This window comes from Paenibacillus cineris (assembly GCF_018333335.1).
GTDB lineage: Bacteria > Bacillota > Bacilli > Paenibacillales > Paenibacillaceae > Paenibacillus_AQ > Paenibacillus_AQ favisporus.
In genome coordinates this window covers 551,480-569,954 of record NZ_BORU01000003.1, presented here as the reverse complement: position 1 = coordinate 569,954, position 18,475 = coordinate 551,480, and the positions used below count along the sequence as shown (strand labels likewise).

Sequence of the window (18,475 nt, the reverse complement as noted above, 5' to 3'; positions counted from 1 at the left end):
AAGATGAGATTTCCCAGTATGTAAGACCCCTTGTAGACGACGAGGTAGATAGGTTGGAGGTGGAAGTGCAGCAATGCATGGAGCTGACCAATACTAATCGGTCGAGGGCTTATCCAATAAATATAAAACACAGATTCGTTTCGTATCTAGTTTTCAAGTGATCAAACACTTGGACGTTTGGTGGCGATAGCGGAGGGGTTCCACGCGTACCCATCCCGAACACGACCGTTAAGCCCTCCAGCGCCGATGGTACTTGGACCGAAGGGTCCTGGGAGAGTAGGACGTTGCCAAGCGAAGGACCACTGTTGATAACATCGACAGTGGTTTTTTATTTCTTATCCCCAATGTGGACAACACATCCGTTTTGTCCGTTCATCCACAAATACATATTCCCTGGTCGATTTTCCAAAGGTTATGCACAAAAAAGAGAACCATCCCCGCCCAATTTGGATTATAATCATAAATTATATTCCCATAATTCACAGTTTCATCCCCAGTACTCACAATTGAAGTGTGCTTTATGGCATAAATGATTCATGTGGTGATGTTAAGTTGACTTTTGTCTAAATGTTATTCACATGTACATAAGTTTGTAAGTTCATGCCAAGGGCTCTTCGTATGATTGCCCCGGGATCGATAAAGGAGGAGTAAGTTTGACCGAAGCACAAGCTCGAGCTGTACAGTATGTACGTACGGATGCTTTGGATGTGCAGTGCCTTTCCCGCAGCGTAATTGACCGGATTTTGGCTGCAGAAGGACTTAGCGCGATTGATGTTGACTTGCTTATTGATCATATTCGCCGTTTTGCTCGGGTTACGCTCAATTTTCATCCCGATCGTCTGCTCGCGACCGGCCGTTCGGTGGTTGAGGGACTGCTTCAGGATGGGGTGTACCGGGGACAGTTTGAGACTTCGATCTCCAACGGGAGCCGAACGGCATTTGCTGGTGGTGATCGTGACCGCTGGGAGGAACATTTATTTGGAAAGGATTACCAGGCGGCCGGAGTAACCAACGAAGAACGGCCGAAGTATGGTGGGCTTAACCTGATGAATTATGCGGACGGTGCGTCACCGCGGTTTGGCTCGTGCCACCTGGTCCTTCGACCGCATGTTTCAGAGCGCTGCACCTTTACGTTTGGGGATAGCTTTACGGGTCCGGAGCGAAAGGGGACGATCGACGTTTTTTCTCCATTGTTGGCTCCTTTGTTTGAGGCGGCTGTCAGCACACAGGAGGTGCTCGGGTCGGATCACATTAACGTAAGGCTATTAGTTGAGCTGCTTCAATCGCTAAACACCAGATCCAGCGAATTTTTACCCGAAGCCTTAGGAAGGTCACTCGATGACTACATTGAAGCACAGGTTCATGCTGTGGTGGATTTGGCGAATGACGCGGAGGCCCTGATTGCTGATCCCTCGTTCAAAGGCACGCCAACGGGGAACCTATTGGAAGAGACCTGCTATAAATATGATTTGCGGCTTGGTTGGCATGCGGGTTTTCAGATAGAGGTTGGATCGGTACCGGGCGATTTTCGGGGACCTGCGATGCAGCCGCTTGCACTCAGGATCGACCAAAGGTTCGGGAACAATAGGGGGCGGATTGACGCGGCAGTATTAGGCTTGGCAGCGGCATCGCTGCACAATCACCCCGAGGAGTGGCAGGACTGGGGATCATACGATGAAACGTTACAGCACATTAAGCAATTATGGCATGTCCTTGTCCGATTTGGTTCACCACATTATTTTGTTACGTAATGTCACGCAATATAGAATCGGTGAACATATAAAAGGATCAGACTTATATTGCTTTCTATCCATTTGATGACTTTCTTTGTCTTCCAGACTTTTTATACTCGAAAAAACTCCCAACTCCTAAGAACGAAAGGACGGTGACGGGTTGAGCATTCAAAAGCAGGAATCCAAGCGACATGAAAAAATGGGTTCCACCGAACCTCTGGATTCGTATGAATCCGTTGCCCGAGGTGCATCGAAAACTTTGGACGAGATACAGCGACCTCAAACAAAGGACGACTCCTTCTCCAGGAGACAGGTCGTGCTGTTTATCTCTGTTGTTTTCCTGTACTGGTTCTCGTCTTATATTTATGTTCCGATTTTGTCGCCTTATATCGAGCATTTGGGGGCATCCTATACCTATCTGGGTATCGTTCTCGGTTCCTACGGTTTGATGCAAATTTTGTTCAGGCTGCCGCTCGGCATTTTATCGGATTTTATGGAAAAGCGCCGTCCATTTATTTGGCTGGGGTTGGCCGCCAGTGCGGTAAGTGGGCTGATGTTTGCTGCGTTCGGACAGTTGGGATGGGCGCTGGCTGCAAGAGCCATGGCAGGGATCGCCGCGTCGACCTGGGTGGTGTTCACCGTCGCGTTCTCAGGCTTTTTCCCGAAACATGAAGTAACCCGGGCGATGAGCATGATGCAGTTCACCACCGTGGCCGCCCAATTGACGAGCATGCTCGTCAGCGGATATTTGGTGGAGCGTTGGAGCTGGCAGCTGCCGTTTTGGCTTGGAGGCATCGTTGCGGTGGTAGCCCTTGTACTTGCTTTATTTTTGCGGGAAAAAGAGCCGGATCCCGGGCGCACCCCCATGTCGCTTCAGGATTTGGCACCGGTTATGCGTGACCGGACGCTGTTTCGTGTTTCTTTTCTGTCGATCCTGGCGCACTGCGTTCTGTTCATCACGATGTTTGGGTATACGCCGAATCAGGCGCTGGACCTGGGTGCAAGCAAGAACGACCTTGCCTGGCTGACGCTGTCTTTCATGCTGCCGCATGCGGCGGCTACGCTGTTTGCCGGACGGACCCTCGTTAACCGTTTCGGGGCAAGGGCCGTGCTAACCGTGGGGTATGTGGGAACGGCCGTTTTTACGTTTTGTATCCCGGCGGCATCGAGTTTTGGCTGGCTGTGCGTAACGCAAATATTTAATGGACTGGCACAAGGACTGGTCTTTCCGCTACTTTTGGGCAAATCGGTGGCCCACATCGAGCCATCCAAAAGGGCAACGGCAATGGGTTTTTATCAGGCAGTCTATGCGATCGGCATGTTCATGGGTCCGTTTATCGCAGGCTGGATCAGTTCGGCATGGGGGCTCGCAGGCGGGTTCCGCTTGGCGGCATATGCAGCGTTAGCTGCGGGAGTGCTCGCTTTTTGGTGGATTCGGACGGATACAAAAGCCGGGGTGAGTGCAGCTTCAGGCGGACCGCCGAATACGGGAAGTGTCCAGAAAAATGTGTAATGTGCGGTTAGAGCTGCAGTTTGATCCGCCTAAAAGACCCGCAAAGCGCTGAAACGCTTTGCGGGTCTTTTTTATTTTTCCGAAATAGGGAGAAACAGCAGGGAAAATGGCAGGTTGCTGCCGGCGGCCGGGGATAACCAGAGTTCCACCTTCTCCTCCCGGGCCTGCGTCCGGTACAGCACGGTGGCGCTGTCCTGGGAGCCGTCGCCGTGCTTGATCTCGACAACCCGGTCGTTCACCCTCGCCGAGCCGAAGTACCTTCCGCCGCGCGGGTTGAAGGCGATGAGCGTGTCCGGCGCAACATGGTTCAGGATGATTTTATACAGGACACCGTAATTGCCGGAGTTGATAGCAACGCTGTCCTGCATCCCGTCCATCCCCCGCTGAAAAGGATCGGTGGTGTTGTCGGTGAGCGGCAGGCGCTCCGCTTCCGTTCCGACCGTGCCGTCGTATTCGAACACGCGCGTCGAATCGGCAAAGGTGCCGCGGACGATGGACTCGATCGGATTTAAATCAGGCAGAGACGGCATGACCGCAATCGGGTCATGATCGGCCTGAACCATCAGCATGGTATATTCGACGGGTGCATCGCTGGTGACATCGGCATTCATCGTGATGACATCGCCGGGAGCAGCCGCGGTAGCATTCAGCTTGGGAAAGAGGGCCACGCTCTCGCCGGGGGCGATCTGCACGCTTCGCTGCTCACTGCCGGTCAAGGTGGACTCCAAATACCGGACGCCAGCCAGTCTGCCGGATAGCTCAGGATACGGAGTGGGCCCCGCCACGCCCGCGTTCTCGATCTGGATCGATGCCGCGGTATCGTTCGGATTGGTGGCGACCAGGTAGAAGCGTGCCTTTGTGGCCAGGTTGTTTTTGTGATGGACCAGAAACCGGGCCGGTCCCGACAGGATGTCCTGGTACAGGATCCCTTCCGAGTTGACCGTCTCCGGACCGCTGGCCCGGAACAGCAAATACGGCTCGGTCGTGTAGGTGTAGGGCAGCGCTTTGTAGGACAGGATCGATTTGCCGCTGACCTGGAATGTGCCGCCTGCCGGAGTGAAGCGCTTGGCATATTCTTCTTGGCTGTACATCACCTCGGAAGTGATTTCGATTTTTTTGCTGTATTCGGATGTCAGGCCGTGCTTGTCGGTGACTTTAAGCTTGATTTCCACCGTACCCGGCTCGAAAAAGGCCGGTTCGTTATTTGTCCATTCGCGATTCGTGATCGCGTCTTCGTCGTCGGTGCTTTGATCGCTCAGGGTCACCGGCTCGCCGATCCGGTATTGATCTTTGTCCGTCGTAAAATAGGCCTGCGGCGGTTCGTTCGTTTGCGGACCTTCCGGCTTGTCCGTCCCCGAAGATCCGGAACCGCCAGGGTATAGCGTAATTTGGTTTCCCTGGAGCACATAAGGGAGATGAAAAGCGGCCGTCAGCGAAGTAAGGGGAACCATCAACACGCCGCGGTCCTCGTACGATTCGCCTTTCATCGTTTTCGTCTCCCCGTTGACTTGATATGCCTTGGTATGTACACGGTACCTGGCTTCGGTACCTTCTCGGGATACGGTGGTCTCTTTCGTAGAGGCTTGGTAAGTCACTTTACAGCCTAAAGAGACGGCAAGCGAGCGAAGGCTGACAAAGGTGACTCCTTTTTTGACGACAGTGGAACGGTTTAATGCGGACTCGGTGCCGCTATTCAGGATTCGGCTGCTGTTTAAATAGATGACCGTCGTTCCGGAAGGAGCTGCGGGTGCTTGAGCCGTAGTAACTTTCTGCGGGATCGTAGGCTCTTGCTCCAGATCGGATGCGGCAGATGCCGGAACCACACCGTAGGCGGCAAGCAGAACGGAAGTCAGAAGGGCGGTTTTTTGTATTTTCATGGGAATGATATGGAACTCCTTTTCTGAAATTTGAAAATCAAACAGGGGGCTTTATTTGGCGGCAATGATGACCGCTCCCAGTACGATGACCGCGGCCCCGATCCAGCGGTTCAGCGGAACGCTTTCCCCGAAGAAATACCACGCGGCGAAAATACCGGCGGCGTAAGCCAGGCTTTGCAGCGGGTAGGCAAGGCTGAGCGGCAGCCGGGACAGCACAACGAACCACAATCCCGTGGCTATTGCATAAAGAACGATACCAAGCAGAATCAGCGGTGAAAATAATACCTGCAATAGGTTGCCAAGGTGGATGCCACCTTGCTGCTGCAGGCCGATTTTCCAGGTGATTTGACCGGCGACCAGAAGCAGCATGTTGAGAAGCAGCATCAAGTAAGCCATACTAGCGGTTCACCTCCGTGCTCGAAGAAGAAGGCACAATAATTTGATCTTCGGAAGAAGCCGCCGCAGAAATTCGCTGACAGGGCTCCACGGAATGGAGTCCGGAGAATTCCCCAGACGGCATCCCGGATTGCTGCAGGGTATGCGCTTCTGGCGGCTGTTGAGAATGCGGTCTAGATGGCTGCTCAGGATGCGGTCTAGATGATTGTTCAGCATGAGGCGCGGATGACTGCCCAAAATGCGGGTCGGATGTCTGTCCCGGGTGCGACCCAAAGGCAGTACCGGCAGCAAGCCCCATAGAGCCCTCTGAGCCTCCCTCCGCATGGGCTTCAAGCTTTTGAATGCGCTGTTCCTGCAAGCCCAGCGTTTGAGTAAGCACGATGACCCGGTGCGTGAGCGTGGACACCGCCATCGTCAAATGCAGCAGGATGAACAGCACCGCGACTACACTCAGCAGGTAGAGCAGCGACGGGGCGTAATAAATGTGGATCCGCTGCGCGACCTCGTCCAAAAGGGACGGAAACAGCGACAGCACCATCATGATCACACTCATCAAAAGCCAGAGCAGGGCGTACTGCTCGCGCAGCCTGCGCTTGCGGATCAAGTATAAAATCGTGCCGGCAAAGGCAAGGCTCATGCAAAAGCTGATGAGATAAATATTAAGATTCATAGCGGTTTTCCCACGCTCTCTTTTTCTTGGTTTTCATGAGCAGGACCGACAGGATGACCTTGGACATGTAATACACGGATTTCATGGCCGAGATGCTGGAGACGCCTCCCTGACGCTCATTCATCACGACGGGAATTTCCGTAAAGGACAGCTCCCGATTGTAGAGCAGCATCAGCGCCTCTACTTCGGGATAGTCGGTCGGGTACTCGCGGGCGAACAGGGAGATGGCGCGCCGCCCGCACAGGCGGTAGCCGGAGGTCGGATCGGTCACGTTCTGCCCGGTGAGCCGGGTCACGAGGGCGGACAGCAGACCGATGCCCATTTTGCGGGCGAAAGTCGACTGGAAGCCCTCTTTGGTAATAAAGCGGGAGCCAATCACCATATCGGCGCCGGTATCAAACTGGGCGGACAGGAGGCGGCGCAGATCGCACGGATTGTGCTGACCGTCGCCGTCGATCTGCACGGCGTAGTCGTAGTGATGCTCCGCCGCGTAGCGGTAGCCGGTTTGCACCGCGCCACCGATGCCCAAGTTGCAGGTCAGGTCGATGACACTGGCCCCGGCGTCCCGGGCGATCCGGCTGGTGGCGTCGCTCGACCCGTCGTTGATGACGAGCACGTCTGCGTAAGGCGCGTCTTCGCGGAGCCGGCGGATGACCTGCCCGATCCCCTCCGCCTCGTTATAGGCGGGCACAATCACGAGCACTCTGTGGGGCTTGTTATGACTTTCCGGTCGATTCAGCATAAGTAACAGCTCCTTTCCGTGAATTTGAAGAGCGGGTCCATTTCTGCCACGCCCAGCGGAGGATGGCGATCCCCGCGGCCGCATCCAGCATGATGATCAGCGGCATGGCGGTGTAGTTATAGCGGAACTCAGGAACGAAGGCCAGGCGGGTAACCGTCATGACTGCTACAATCAGCATCATCAGCGTTAATGGCTGCTTCCATTTCCGAAGCGATGCGACCAGGGCCACGGGACAGAACCACACGAGCGCCACATGCAGCAGGCTGCCCAGCGGGCTCGGAAGCACGCGGTATAACGGACTGTGGCCGCTGCCGAAGTACATATTCGAATAAATGTACTTGAGCTTGCCGACGGTATACCATTTGACGAACTGCCATGTGTGCTGCGTAAAACCGATCTTCAGCCGCTCTTTGGCGACTTCCATCTGCGTTTTACCATGCCGGTCGACCAGGCCGTCGTTGTAATTTTTGTCCGGATAGGTGCCGGCGGCAAACGGATTGACCTGGGTGGAGGCGATCACGACCTCGTGCAGGGTCACGATGTTGCGGATCACCCAAGGAGCGAGAACGATCCCTGTTCCGATGCAGGTAAACAGCAGCAGTTTGAGCGTGAGGCGGAATTCCTTTTTCCAGAGCCAATACAGCCCGTACACCGGCGCGATCAGAATTAAAAACTCCGGACGCGTCAGCACCAGCAGGCCCATCGCCGCCCCGCTCAGCAGAGCGAGGGTTCGTGTTCTGCGCTCGAAGGCTTCAAGCTGCAGACGGATATACAGCATCAGGAAAAAGCAGGCCAGCGTCTCGGTCAGAACCGCACCATTGCTCCAAATAAACGGCGGATACACGCTGCTGATGAGCAGCACGATCATCGAAACGGTCCGACCCGAGAGCTTTCGGGCCACCGAGTATATGAGCCACAGGGTGACGAGGCTGATCACGACCTGTATGTAACGGATGTAGGGGAACGGATCATGATGCTGGTAATCGACCAGCTTGTAGATGGCCGCCATAAACAGCGGATACCCCGGCGTGACCTGGGCGTTCGACTGGGTATCCTTGTAAGCGTAGATACCTTTTTCAAGCAGCTGCCGGACCATGATGTCGTAATTCAGCGTGTCATGCGAAACCTTATGGTTGACCGAAAGGAGAAAGTCCAGCCGCACATAGGCAGCCAGCGCGAAGATCAGCACGAAAATCGTGATGAGCAGCGTTTTTTTATGGGCAAACCATTTTGAAGTGATGGTGTACATACGGATTTCGTGCTCCTTCCTGGACAGAGATTGGAGACAAACAGCTCTCCTCACGGACGATGCCTGCTGTCCTTCTAACTTGAATCTAAGATTACAGGAGAGTTCTTAACGGGAGCCTACCCAAATGCTTAACAAACGCTTAAGTTTTTCTGTTAAAAAATGCTGTGGGGAGCAGAATAGCACCAAAAAAAGCAGATAGCCGCACTCCCCAGATGGGATGAGGTTATCTGCTTTTTGTATGGGGAAAGGAAAGTGGTTATGCCGGCACAGCCGGATCGGGAAGCCGGGTCTCAAACACGGTCTGGTTCGTCGAGCTCTCCACGGAGATATCGCCGCCGTGCACGTCGATGATGCTCTTGGTGATGGCCAGTCCGAGCCCGGTACCGCCGGTTGCTTTGGAACGCGATTGCTCTACGCGGTAGAACCGTTCGAAGATATACGGTAGATCCCGCTTGGGGATGGGCTCCCCGTAATTGCAGACACGTATGCGGACAAAGGCTTCTTCCTTTTCGATGTAAACGTCGATATATTTGCCGCTGCTTCCATATTTAATGGCATTGGAAATGAGATTTTCGTAAGCCCGGACGAGGTGGTCGCCGTCGGCTTGAATGATGACCGGCTGCTCCGGCGCGTGAATCTGCAGAATCATGTTCGCCTGCTCCAAGCTCGGCACAAACTCCTCGGCCAGCTGCCGGATCAATCCGGTTACATCCAGCTTGCGCAGGTGCAGCGGCATGCCGTTATTGATGCGCGTATACTCAAACAGGTCGTCGATCAGCTTCTTGAGGCTGAGCGATTTTTCGTAAGCGATATTCATGTAATAGCGAAGCTCCACCTCGTCGGCATAACGGTCCTTATCGATGATTTCCAAAAATCCGAGAATGGAGGTCAGCGGGGTCCGCAGGTCGTGGGATACGCCGGTGATCAGATCGTTTTTCGTCTTCTCGGCGTTACGCTCCTCTTGAATGGAGCGATTCAGCTGAGCGCTCATCTGGTTGATGCTGTCGGCAATCCGGCCGAGCTCATGGTTTTCCCGAACCGGAATTTCGTAATCGAAATGTCCCTTGGCGATCTCCGCCAGCCCGTAACTGATTTCCTCCAGGTACGTATGAATTTGCCCGGACAGGCTGTTCATGTTTTCCGCGATCGTTCCGAGCTCATCGGCAGCTTTCACACTGACGGAAGCTTGGAGCCGGCCGCCGGCCATGTCCTCCAGGATTCCGGCCAGCTCTTTGGCATAACGAACGAGGGGCCGGGTCGAAGCCACGTAGAGGGACAGGAAAAAGACGACACCGAACACCCCGATCGTTGGCCGTGAGCCGATATGGTTGATCACCCAGATCAGGGGCACATTATAAGGCGGGCGCACAATGATATAAGAGGCGAGCAGGCGGCCGAGCAGCACGAACAGCAGCGTCAGCCCGGTGCAGCCGAGAAACACGGCAAGGAACTTCCAGCGGATGCCGATGTATACCTTGGTGGTCATGGTGCTCTACACCTCCTTCGCCGATTTCATTTTGTAGCCGATGCCCCAGACGGTCTTGATGTAGGCCGGATGCTGAGTATCCTTTTCGATCTTTTCGCGGAGCTTCCGGATATGGACCATCACCGTGTTTTTTGATTCCATGAACGGCTCGTTCCAGACCTCTTCGTAAATTTTGTCCATGCTGAGCACGATGCCCTGATTGACGGCCAGCAGCTTCAAAATGTCGAACTCGCGGGGCGTCAGCTTCACTTCCTGCTCCCCGACGGTCACCGTATGGGTGGCGGTATTGATGACCAAATCGTCGATTACGATTTCGTCCTCGGCTGTGGTATCGCGGTAATTTAACAGCTTGTACCGGCGCAGCTGCGATTTGACGCGGGCGACCAGCTCCAGCGGATTGAACGGCTTGGTGACGTAATCGTCGGCGCCGATGCTCAGGCCGGAAATTTTATCGATATCCTGGCTTTTCGCGGACAGCATGATGATGGGGGTGTTGTTCTTTTCCCGGATTTTCATGCAGGCTTGAATCCCGTCCATTTGGGGCATCATCACATCAAGGATGATGAGGTCGATCGGATGGCTCTGCAGCGCTTCGAGTGCCTCCAGTCCATTGGATGCTTTATATAAGGTGTATCCTTCATTTTTTAAATAAATTTCAATCAGTTCGATAATTTCTTTCTCGTCATCGACGAGCAGGATCGCTTCTCTGGACATTACGGCATTCACACCTCTTTGAATATTGTGGAAACTAGGAGTATGCTTGATGTATAGCATTATAAACCGAAACCCTTAACATTATGGTCACGAATTTCTTAACATTAACTTAATTCCGCCGATGTTGTGGCCTTAGAATGAACGTTCCGCTGCTTCTTATACATACAGGGAAAGGGCGCAGCCGTGAAAGATAGAGCTTTTTCACCAAATGGAGAGGCTGGCTAACAACGTACGAGTATCATTTTAACGTAAAAAGAGGAGAGAGCGCATAGCATGGGCAACAAGTGGACTGAAACCTACTTAATTCATTCCAATGATATCGATTTTAAATCCGAAGCGCGGTTGTCGGTACTGCTGTCTTTGGCGCAGAGAACGGCCGACGCCGATCTGGAGCAGCTTGGGGCAACGAGGGACCAGATGATCGAAGCGGGCATGGGCTGGATGCTGATTACAATGGATCTGCGCATCAGCCGGATGCCGAAGGCGCTGGAGCAAATCAACGTCGAGACCTGGAACAAAGGCCCGAGAGGGGCCCTGTGGCAGCGGGACTTTGTGATTTATGGCAGCGGCGGGGAGATTCTCGGCGAAGCGTGCAGCATTTGGGCGCTCGTGGATATCCAGAAACGCAGAATGCTGCGGCCATCCAAGTTTCCTTTTGACGTCTACATTAATGAAGAGGACTCGGCCGGTGAAGCACCGGATAAAGTAACTATACCTGAGGATATGCCGCTGCATGAATCGTACCGCTCCGTGGTACGCTACAGCGGGATCGACGCTAATCTGCATCTGAACAATTCCCGTTATGCCGATCTGTGCATGGATACGCTGACCAAGGAGGAGCTTACGGGTTATTCTTGTGCGGGTTTTCGGATCACCTACCATCACGAGGCCCGATTGGGGGATGACATGGTGGTGAAACGGTCAGAGCTGTCCGGTGGCCGGGTGTACGTGAGCGGACAAGCCGAGGACGGGTCGCATTATTTTGATGCGTATCTTCTATTGAATGAAACGAACTGAACGAACGAAGGCATCCCAAGGGCCCCATGGATAATTCCGTCCCGATCGGGGGATTGTTAAAGGATAAGGGGGGATAAGCATGCCGCATCGTAAACCGGTTAAAGACAGTAACCTGCCAAACAGAGCGAGCCGGAAACAGGAATACACTACGCTGCATCCGGATAAAGCTGCTAAATTTCCGCCGAGCCTGAACCAAATTCCGAAGCAGGAACAGGATTAGGCATTCACCGCACCACCCCAGGTCCTTCAGTGGCATCCTCGGCTCCTGCCGAGGTTCCGCTGGGGGATTTTATTTTGCACAGGCGATAAGATAAAACAGGGGTACCTTCCTTTTGCATCCGCTGCCGGATTCAATGTTATAATAGGACGGAAAGAAAGGGTGGTACGTCATGAAATCATTGGTATTAGCCGAAAAGCCTTCCGTGGCCCGCGAAATTGCGCGCGTCATGGGAAGCCGCGACAAGCATAAAGGATATATCGAAGGTCCGAAATATATCGTCACCTGGGCGCTGGGCCATTTGGTCGGACTCGCGGAGCCCGAGGATTACGACAATAAATACGCAACCTGGAACCTGGAGGATTTGCCGATTCTGCCGGAATCAATGAAGCTGAAGGTGCTGCGTGAATCCGCCCAGCAGTTCAAGGTTGTGCAGCAGCAGCTCCGCCGCCAGGACGTCGGCGAGTTGATCGTGGCGACGGACGCCGCGCGGGAAGGGGAGCTCCTCGCCCGGTGGATCATGAAGATGGGAAAATGGAACAAGCCGTTCAAGCGGCTCTGGATATCTTCACAGACAGACAAGGCGATCAAGGAAGGTTTTGCTTCGCTGAAGCCGGGGAACCAGTTCGATCGGCTGTACGAATCCGCGCGCTGCCGGGCTGAAGCAGACTGGATGATCGGCCTGAACGTGACGCGGGCGCTCACCGTCAAATTCGGGGCGCAGCTCTCCGCAGGACGGGTGCAGACCCCGACGCTGGGCATGATCATGGACCGGGAAAATGAAATCGTAAATTTCCGGTCGGAGGAGTACGACACGATCAAGGCCGACTTCGGCGGATTTGCCGCGGTGTGGCGGGGGAACAATGGTGACGCCCGCATCTTTGACAAGAGCGCGGCCGAAGCCTTGAAGCGCAAGCTGGACGGCTCGTCCGGCCGGATCGTCAAGGTGAAGAAGACGGAGAAGGTCGAGCCTCATCCGCTCGCTTACGATCTGACGGAGCTGCAGCGGGATGCGAACCGCCGGTTCGGCTTCTCCGCGAAGCAGACGTCGGGCGTGCTTCAACGTTTGTATGAGCAGCACAAGCTTGTCACCTATCCCCGGACCGACAGCCGCTATCTGACGTCGGATATGACCGGCACGCTGAAGGAACGCCTGGAGAGCGTGGCCATCGGACCATATGCTTCCCTGGCGCGTCCGCTGCTGCGGAAAAATTTGAATATCACCAAACGCGTCGTGGACGATTCGAAAGTCAGCGATCACCACGCGATCATCCCGACGGAAGAGACAGTGCTTTTGAATCAGCTGAACACTGAAGAACGCAAGCTGTACGACCTGATCGTCCGGCGCTTCATCAGCCTGTTCTACCCGCCGGCACGGTACGACGCGGTCGCGGTGACGATCGACGTGGAAGGCGAGTCCCTTCATGTGAAAGGGACGACGATCAAGGAGAGCGGCTGGCGCGAGGTATACGGCGGAGATGTCTCCGACGAATCGGACGAGGATTCGTCGGCTGATGCCGACGCCGAAGAGAGCGGAGCCCAGCTTCCCGTGCTGAACGAGGGCGAAGCCGTCAAGGTGCAGCGGGTCATCATGCAGGGCGGCCGGACTTTGCCGCCGAAGCGGTATACCGAAGCTACGCTTCTGTCCCAGATGGAGAAGCACGGACTCGGCACCCCGGCGACGCGCGCGGACATTATCGAGAAGCTGGTGAACTCCGATACGATCGAGCGCCAGGGGAACGCGCTGCATCCGACGGGCAAAGGCAAGCAGCTGATCGGACTCGTTGCGCCGGAGCTGCGGACGCCGCAGCTGACGGCCAAGTGGGAAGCCGAGCTGGAGAAGATCGCCCGCGGCCAGGGGCAGCCGGAGCCGTTCCTGAAGGGAATCCGCGGCATGTCCAAGGATCTGGTGGCAGGCGTAAAGAACAGCAAGGCGGACTACAAGCCGCACAACGTCTCGAACAGCCACTGTCCGGACTGCGGTACCCGGCTGCTGGAGAAGAAGGGCAAGCGCGGCAAGATGCTCGTCTGCCCGAGCGAGGACTGCGGCTACCGTCGTTCGGACGAGAAGCGCCTGTCCAACCGCCGCTGCCCGCAGTGCCACAAGAAGATGGAGATGAAGGAAGGCAAAGCCGGCCTGTATGTGCAGTGCCTGTCCTGCGGGATCACGGAGACAGTCAACAAGGACAGCAAGCACGTCAACAAGCGCGAGGAGCGCAAGCTGGTGCAGCAGTATGCCAAGAAACAGGAGCCGATTGGCTCGAACCTCGGCGAACTGCTGAAAGCGGCGATGGAGAAAAAGAACGGTTAATAGCCTGAAAGACCCGGGCTGTATGCTCTGGCTGATCGGCCTAAGTATGCATGCATTAAACCTATTTCGCCTATTACCGGTACAGCTAGAATCTGGCTAGCAGACAGAGGAATCTCTCATACTCGAGAGGAAACTTGCTCCATCATTATTTAGGAAAACTCCGCCAGGTAGGCGTTTTTGCTGGGAATACTGGCAGACGGATGCCTGGCGGTTTGTCTCTTGGCTAGTAAAGTTTTATAATAGAAGCAAGCAGTAGAACGGGGGTGGTAGTGTAAGTGAGGACGGCGCTCTTGATCTGGTTTATTTTTATCAACGCGGTAGGTTACCTGATCATGTCCGAGGATAAAAGAAGGGCAAGAAACAGGCGTGACCGTGTGCCGGAAAGAACGCTCTTTCTGCTTGCCGCCATCGGCGGGGCGCTGGGCGTATTGATCGCCATGTACCGCAAACGCCATAAGACCAGGCATCTGAGCTTTCGGGTCGGGATACCGCTGCTGCTGTTCGTCAACGCAGTTCTGTACGCATTTTTCATGAGTTGATTTTATCGCTTGATGGTACAACATGGTTCATTTCTTGCTAATTCGGTTTAATAACATCTCAATTCACACTTCATACAGAGAAAGCGCAGGTGGGTCCACATGTTATTTTCCAAAATTCTTTTAGCTTATGATGGTTCCAAAGCTTCCAATAAGGCTCTTGAACGTGCAATCGAACTGGCGAAAGCGGCGCCTGACGCGGTTATCGACGTCGTACACGTCTTTGACTTCCCGCGCGTATTCATTGGCGAAGGCATGGCTCCGATTCCGGCATCCGTCAACCAGGACTTCTATGAACTCGCTGAGCAGACGGTCGCGGAAGTGAAGAAACGCCTCGACGGCGAAGGCGTCGCCTACAATGCGGAGATGATCCAGGGTGGACCTGCGGAAGTCATTCTGGAATATGCCAAGGAAAAAGGCAATGATCTGATCGTGATCGGCAGCCGCGGCTTGGGCGGAATCCGGGAGTTCGTGCTCGGCAGCGTCAGCCACAACGTTGTGCAGCATGCGACCATTCCGGTGCTTGTCGTTAAATAAATGATGGAATTGTAAGCCAGTGTGCCCCGAATATGGGGTGCACTGGTTTTGTTTTAGGAATGATCAGCGGCAAAATCCGAACATTCGATTTTACACTGTTTTAATTGTTCGTGTTTTAGTTGACATGTTGTGTAGGGGATTGTTAAACTGTTAGGTGTAAAGCCTTAAGGGATTTGGAAGAGGCAGAGAACCATCGCTGGATGGTTAAGGGAATGAACAAATAATCGAATGAATTGATCTCGTATAATGCCGGGGATATGGCCCGGAAGTTTCTACCCGGATACCGTAAATGTCCGGACTACGAGGGAATACTGCTGAGGAGTCGCCGGTTCCGATGGACGGAAAGGCTTCCCTCCTTGCTGCGTTTGCGGCAGCGGTATTCCTTACCCGGTCCGGTATCCTGAAAGTCAACGTATTTCTCGGGCACCGGGCCTTTTTGGGTCTCTCCCGAATGAATAAAAAACTTTTGGAAAGTGGGTTGAAACATGTCAGCAGCGGTCGCTGTCATTATGGGCAGCAAATCGGATTGGGAAACGATGCAGCATGCATGTCTCGTTCTGGACGAACTGCAAATTCCGTATGAGAAAAAGGTCGTGTCCGCGCACCGGACGCCGGACCTGATGTTCGCCTTTGCGGAGCAGGCGGCGGAGCGCGGCCTCAAGGTCATCATCGCCGGAGCCGGCGGTGCCGCGCATTTGCCGGGCATGGTAGCGTCCAAGACGACGCTGCCGGTCATCGGCGTGCCTGTGCAGTCCAAGGCGCTGAACGGCCTGGATTCGCTTCTGTCGATCGTTCAGATGCCGGGCGGCATTCCGGTCGCGACGGTGGCGATCGGCAAGGCGGGCGCCACGAATGCGGGCCTCCTGGCCGCGCAAATCATCGGGGCCTATGACAGCGAGGTTCAAGCGCGGGTGCAAGCTCGAAGAGATGCCATCCGCGACGAAGTGCTGGAAAGCAGTGATTCGCTATGAGCAGCAATCAGGCATCGCAGCAGACATGGCTCCCTGGTTCCACCATCGGCATTCTGGGCGGTGGCCAGCTGGGACGAATGATGGCGCTGGCCGGAACCGCTATGGGGTACCGCTTCATCACGCTCGATCCGACGCAGGATTCGCCCTGTGGTCAGGTCGCAGGACAGATTGAAGCGGCTTACGACGACGTTGATGCAGCCCGCCGGCTGGCGGCGGCATCGGATGTCATTACGTACGAATTCGAAAACGTCGACGCAGAAGTCGCCGCGCTGCTGGAGAAGGAATCCAGCGTGCCGCAAGGAAGCGCGCTGCTCTACACGACGCAGCACCGCCTCCGGGAGAAGCGGGCGATCGAAGCTGCGGGCGTGCCCGTGGCGCCGTATCGCGAAATTACGAGCCTGGAAAGCCTCAGAGAGGCCGCTGCCGAGCTCGGACTTCCCGGCGTACTGAAGACCGCCACCGGCGGATACGACGGCAAAGGCCAGATCGTTCTCCGCTCGGAGGATCAGCTCGAGACGGCTTACGAGGAACTGGCAGCCACCGGCCGCGAGCTGGTACTGGAGAAATTCGTTGATTTTCAATGCGAAATTTCAGTTATTGCCGCCCGCAGTCCAAAAGGGGAAGTAAAAAGCTTCCCGGTGGCAGAAAATATTCATGTGAACAACATTTTGCACCTGTCGATCGTCCCGGCGAGAGTCGAGGAGCAGGTTCAGCGGGAAGCCCGCAAACTGGCGGAGCAGCTCGTGGAGCACTTGGGAGCGGTCGGCCTGCTGGCCGTGGAAATGTTCGTGACGAAGGACGGGCAGCTGTACGTGAACGAGCTGGCGCCGCGTCCGCACAACTCCGGCCACTACACGATGGAGGCCTGCGCCACCTCGCAGTTCGAGCAGCATGTACGCGCCGTGTGCAACATGCCGCTCGGCGATACGACCCTGCTGACCCCGGTCGTCATGGTCAACGTGCTCGGCCAGCATCTGGAGCAGGTGATCCGCGCCAGCGGCAGACCGAGCATCGCCGTCACCGAATACGGCGTGGTGCCGAAGCTTCATTTATATGGCAAGAGCGACGTGAAGAAAGACCGTAAAATGGGACATATCAACCTGCTGTGCAAGGACGTGCAGGACGGACTCGACTGGGTTGAACAAACTAACATCTGGAGGCAAGGATAATTTATGATCGAACGTTACAGCAGACCGGAAATGCGGGCCATCTGGACCGAAGAAAATAAATTCAAGGCATGGCTGGAAGTCGAGCTGTGCGCATGCGAGGCTTGGGCCGAGCTGGGCGTCATTCCGAAGGAAGACACGAAGCTGCTTCGCGAAAATGCCAAATTCGACATCGACCGGATTTACGAAATCGAGCAGGAAACGCGTCATGATGTCATCGCCTTTACCCGCGCGGTATCGGAGAGTCTTGGACAGGAGCGCAAATGGGTGCATTACGGACTCACTTCCACTGACGTGGTGGATACAGCGCTCGGATATCTTCTTCGTCAAGCAAACGAAATTTTGGAGAAGGATATTTTGAACTTCATCGAGATCCTGAAAGACAAGGCTATAGCTTACAAAGACACGCCGATGATGGGACGTACGCACGGTGTTCATGCCGAGCCGACGACCTTCGGCCTGAAGATGGCCCTCTGGTACGAAGAAATGAAGCGCAACCTGGAGCGTTTCCGCCACGCGGCGAACGGCGTCCAGTTCGGAAAAATTTCCGGCGCGGTGGGTACCTATGCCAACATCGACCCGTTCGTGGAAGAGTTCGTCTGCAAGAAGCTCGGCACGAGCCCGGCTCCGATCACCACGCAGACGCTGCAGCGTGACCGCCATGCCGAATACATGGCAACGCTGGCATTGATCGCGACGTCGCTCGACAAGTTCGCGACGGAAATCCGCGCGCTGCAGAAGAGCGAAGTGCGCGAGGTTGAAGAAGCCTTCGCCAAAGGCCAGAAGGGCTCCTCGGCGATGCCGCACAAGCGCAACCCGATCGGCTGCGAGAACATCTCGGGCCTCTCGCGCGTCATCCGCGGCCACATGGTGACCGCCTATGAAGACGTGGCACTCTGGCACGAGCGCGATATTTCGCACTCCTCCGTGGAGCGGATCATCCTGCCGGATGCGACCATGCTGCTGAACTACATGCTGAACCGCTTCGGCAACATCGTGAAGAACCTGACTGTGTTCCCGGAAAACATGAAGCGCAACATGGCGCGTACCTACGGCGTGCCGTTCTCCGGCCGCGTCATGACGAAGCTGATCGACAAAGGCTTCAGCCGCGAGCAGGCGTACGATACCGTGCAGCCGCGGGCAATGCAGGCGTGGGAAGAGCAGCGCCAGTTCCGCGACATCGTGGAAGCGACACCGGAAATTACGGAGGCGCTCAGCCCGGAAGAGATCGAAGATGCATTTAATCCGTCGTGGCATCTGAAGCACGTGGATACAATTTTCAAAAAGCTTGGCTTGATATAAGAGCGTTCGGTTTGAAGTTAATCGTGAGTAACCCGTAT

Annotated in this window: 17 protein-coding genes, 2 rRNA genes and 1 riboswitch; of the genes, 12 read left to right on the top strand and 7 right to left on the bottom strand. The window is 55.0% G+C overall.

Annotated features, from left to right (window positions below):
• From KI379_RS26825 to KI379_RS26810, 4 genes are all read left to right on the top strand, one after another.
• A 23S ribosomal RNA gene (locus tag KI379_RS26825) occupies positions 1-117 on the top strand; the annotation flags it as partial.
• 59 nt (positions 118-176) lie between these two features.
• Positions 177-293, top strand: a 5S ribosomal RNA gene (gene rrf, locus KI379_RS26820).
• Positions 294-653: 360 nt separating this feature from the next.
• Positions 654-1,751: a DUF3626 domain-containing protein gene (locus tag KI379_RS26815; RefSeq protein ID WP_244879452.1), complete on the top strand. Its 1,098-nt coding sequence runs from the start codon at positions 654-656 to the stop codon at positions 1,749-1,751.
• A gap of 298 nt (positions 1,752-2,049) precedes the next feature.
• Positions 2,050-3,246 carry an MFS transporter gene (locus KI379_RS26810; RefSeq protein ID WP_244879451.1) on the top strand — a complete coding sequence of 399 codons (1,197 nt, stop codon included), beginning with the start codon at positions 2,050-2,052 and terminating at the stop codon, positions 3,244-3,246.
• A 71-nt stretch (positions 3,247-3,317) separates the two neighbouring features.
• On the opposite strand, the gene KI379_RS26805 is transcribed toward KI379_RS26810, so the two are convergent.
• The 7 genes from KI379_RS26805 to KI379_RS26775 all read right to left on the bottom strand — a co-directional run bounded on the left by KI379_RS26805 (position 3,318) and on the right by KI379_RS26775 (position 10,380).
• Complete coding sequence (locus KI379_RS26805; RefSeq protein ID WP_212985506.1) at positions 3,318-5,123, bottom strand: copper amine oxidase N-terminal domain-containing protein; 1,806 nt, start codon at positions 5,121-5,123, stop codon at positions 3,318-3,320.
• 51 nt (positions 5,124-5,174) lie between these two features.
• Positions 5,175-5,519: an EamA family transporter gene (locus KI379_RS26800; RefSeq protein ID WP_076176825.1), complete on the bottom strand. Its 345-nt coding sequence runs from the start codon at positions 5,517-5,519 to the stop codon at positions 5,175-5,177.
• 1 nt (position 5,520) lies between these two features.
• The gene (locus KI379_RS34175; RefSeq protein ID WP_244879450.1) at positions 5,521-6,189 is read right to left on the bottom strand and encodes a DUF2304 family protein; all 669 of its coding nucleotides are present in this window, start codon (positions 6,187-6,189) and stop codon (positions 5,521-5,523) included.
• The gene (locus KI379_RS26790) at positions 6,179-6,931 is read right to left on the bottom strand and encodes a glycosyltransferase family 2 protein (RefSeq protein ID WP_089548986.1); all 753 of its coding nucleotides are present in this window, start codon (positions 6,929-6,931) and stop codon (positions 6,179-6,181) included. The genes KI379_RS34175 and KI379_RS26790 overlap by 11 nt, the downstream gene beginning before the upstream one ends.
• Positions 6,906-8,180: an ArnT family glycosyltransferase gene (locus KI379_RS26785; protein ID WP_212985505.1), complete on the bottom strand. Its 1,275-nt coding sequence runs from the start codon at positions 8,178-8,180 to the stop codon at positions 6,906-6,908. The genes KI379_RS26790 and KI379_RS26785 overlap by 26 nt, the downstream gene beginning before the upstream one ends.
• Before the next feature lie 256 nt (positions 8,181-8,436).
• Positions 8,437-9,666 (bottom strand): sensor histidine kinase, encoded by a 1,230-nt coding sequence (locus KI379_RS26780; protein WP_212985504.1) that lies wholly within the window; start codon positions 9,664-9,666, stop codon positions 8,437-8,439.
• Between the two features lie 6 nt (positions 9,667-9,672).
• Positions 9,673-10,380 carry a response regulator transcription factor gene (locus KI379_RS26775; protein WP_105442458.1) on the bottom strand — a complete coding sequence of 236 codons (708 nt, stop codon included), beginning with the start codon at positions 10,378-10,380 and terminating at the stop codon, positions 9,673-9,675.
• A gap of 273 nt (positions 10,381-10,653) precedes the next feature.
• Between KI379_RS26775 and KI379_RS26770 the strand changes: the two genes are divergently transcribed.
• From KI379_RS26770 to purB, 8 genes are all read left to right on the top strand, one after another.
• Entirely contained in the window at positions 10,654-11,397 is a 744-nt protein-coding gene (locus KI379_RS26770; RefSeq protein ID WP_076176820.1) for an acyl-[acyl-carrier-protein] thioesterase, read from the top strand.
• A 79-nt stretch (positions 11,398-11,476) separates the two neighbouring features.
• Positions 11,477-11,617, top strand: coding sequence for a hypothetical protein (locus KI379_RS26765; protein WP_163880674.1), 141 nt, complete (start codon positions 11,477-11,479; stop codon positions 11,615-11,617).
• A 169-nt stretch (positions 11,618-11,786) separates the two neighbouring features.
• Positions 11,787-13,925 carry a DNA topoisomerase III gene (locus KI379_RS26760; protein WP_212985503.1) on the top strand — a complete coding sequence of 713 codons (2,139 nt, stop codon included), beginning with the start codon at positions 11,787-11,789 and terminating at the stop codon, positions 13,923-13,925.
• Between the two features lie 275 nt (positions 13,926-14,200).
• Positions 14,201-14,464: a DUF1294 domain-containing protein gene (locus KI379_RS26755; RefSeq protein WP_076176818.1), complete on the top strand. Its 264-nt coding sequence runs from the start codon at positions 14,201-14,203 to the stop codon at positions 14,462-14,464.
• Between the two features lie 99 nt (positions 14,465-14,563).
• Positions 14,564-14,998 carry a universal stress protein gene (locus tag KI379_RS26750; protein ID WP_076176817.1) on the top strand — a complete coding sequence of 145 codons (435 nt, stop codon included), beginning with the start codon at positions 14,564-14,566 and terminating at the stop codon, positions 14,996-14,998.
• Positions 14,999-15,217: 219 nt separating this feature from the next.
• Positions 15,218-15,319: riboswitch (purine riboswitch) on the top strand.
• Positions 15,320-15,483: 164 nt separating this feature from the next.
• Positions 15,484-15,969 (top strand): 5-(carboxyamino)imidazole ribonucleotide mutase, encoded by a 486-nt coding sequence (purE, locus tag KI379_RS26745; protein WP_076176816.1) that lies wholly within the window; start codon positions 15,484-15,486, stop codon positions 15,967-15,969.
• A complete protein-coding gene (purK, locus tag KI379_RS26740) occupies positions 15,966-17,138 on the top strand; it encodes a 5-(carboxyamino)imidazole ribonucleotide synthase (protein WP_076176815.1) in 1,173 nt (390 codons plus the stop codon). The genes purE and purK overlap by 4 nt, the downstream gene beginning before the upstream one ends.
• A 3-nt stretch (positions 17,139-17,141) precedes the next feature.
• The gene (purB, locus tag KI379_RS26735) at positions 17,142-18,437 is read left to right on the top strand and encodes an adenylosuccinate lyase (RefSeq protein WP_212985502.1); all 1,296 of its coding nucleotides are present in this window, start codon (positions 17,142-17,144) and stop codon (positions 18,435-18,437) included.
• Positions 18,438-18,475 lie beyond the last annotated feature (38 nt).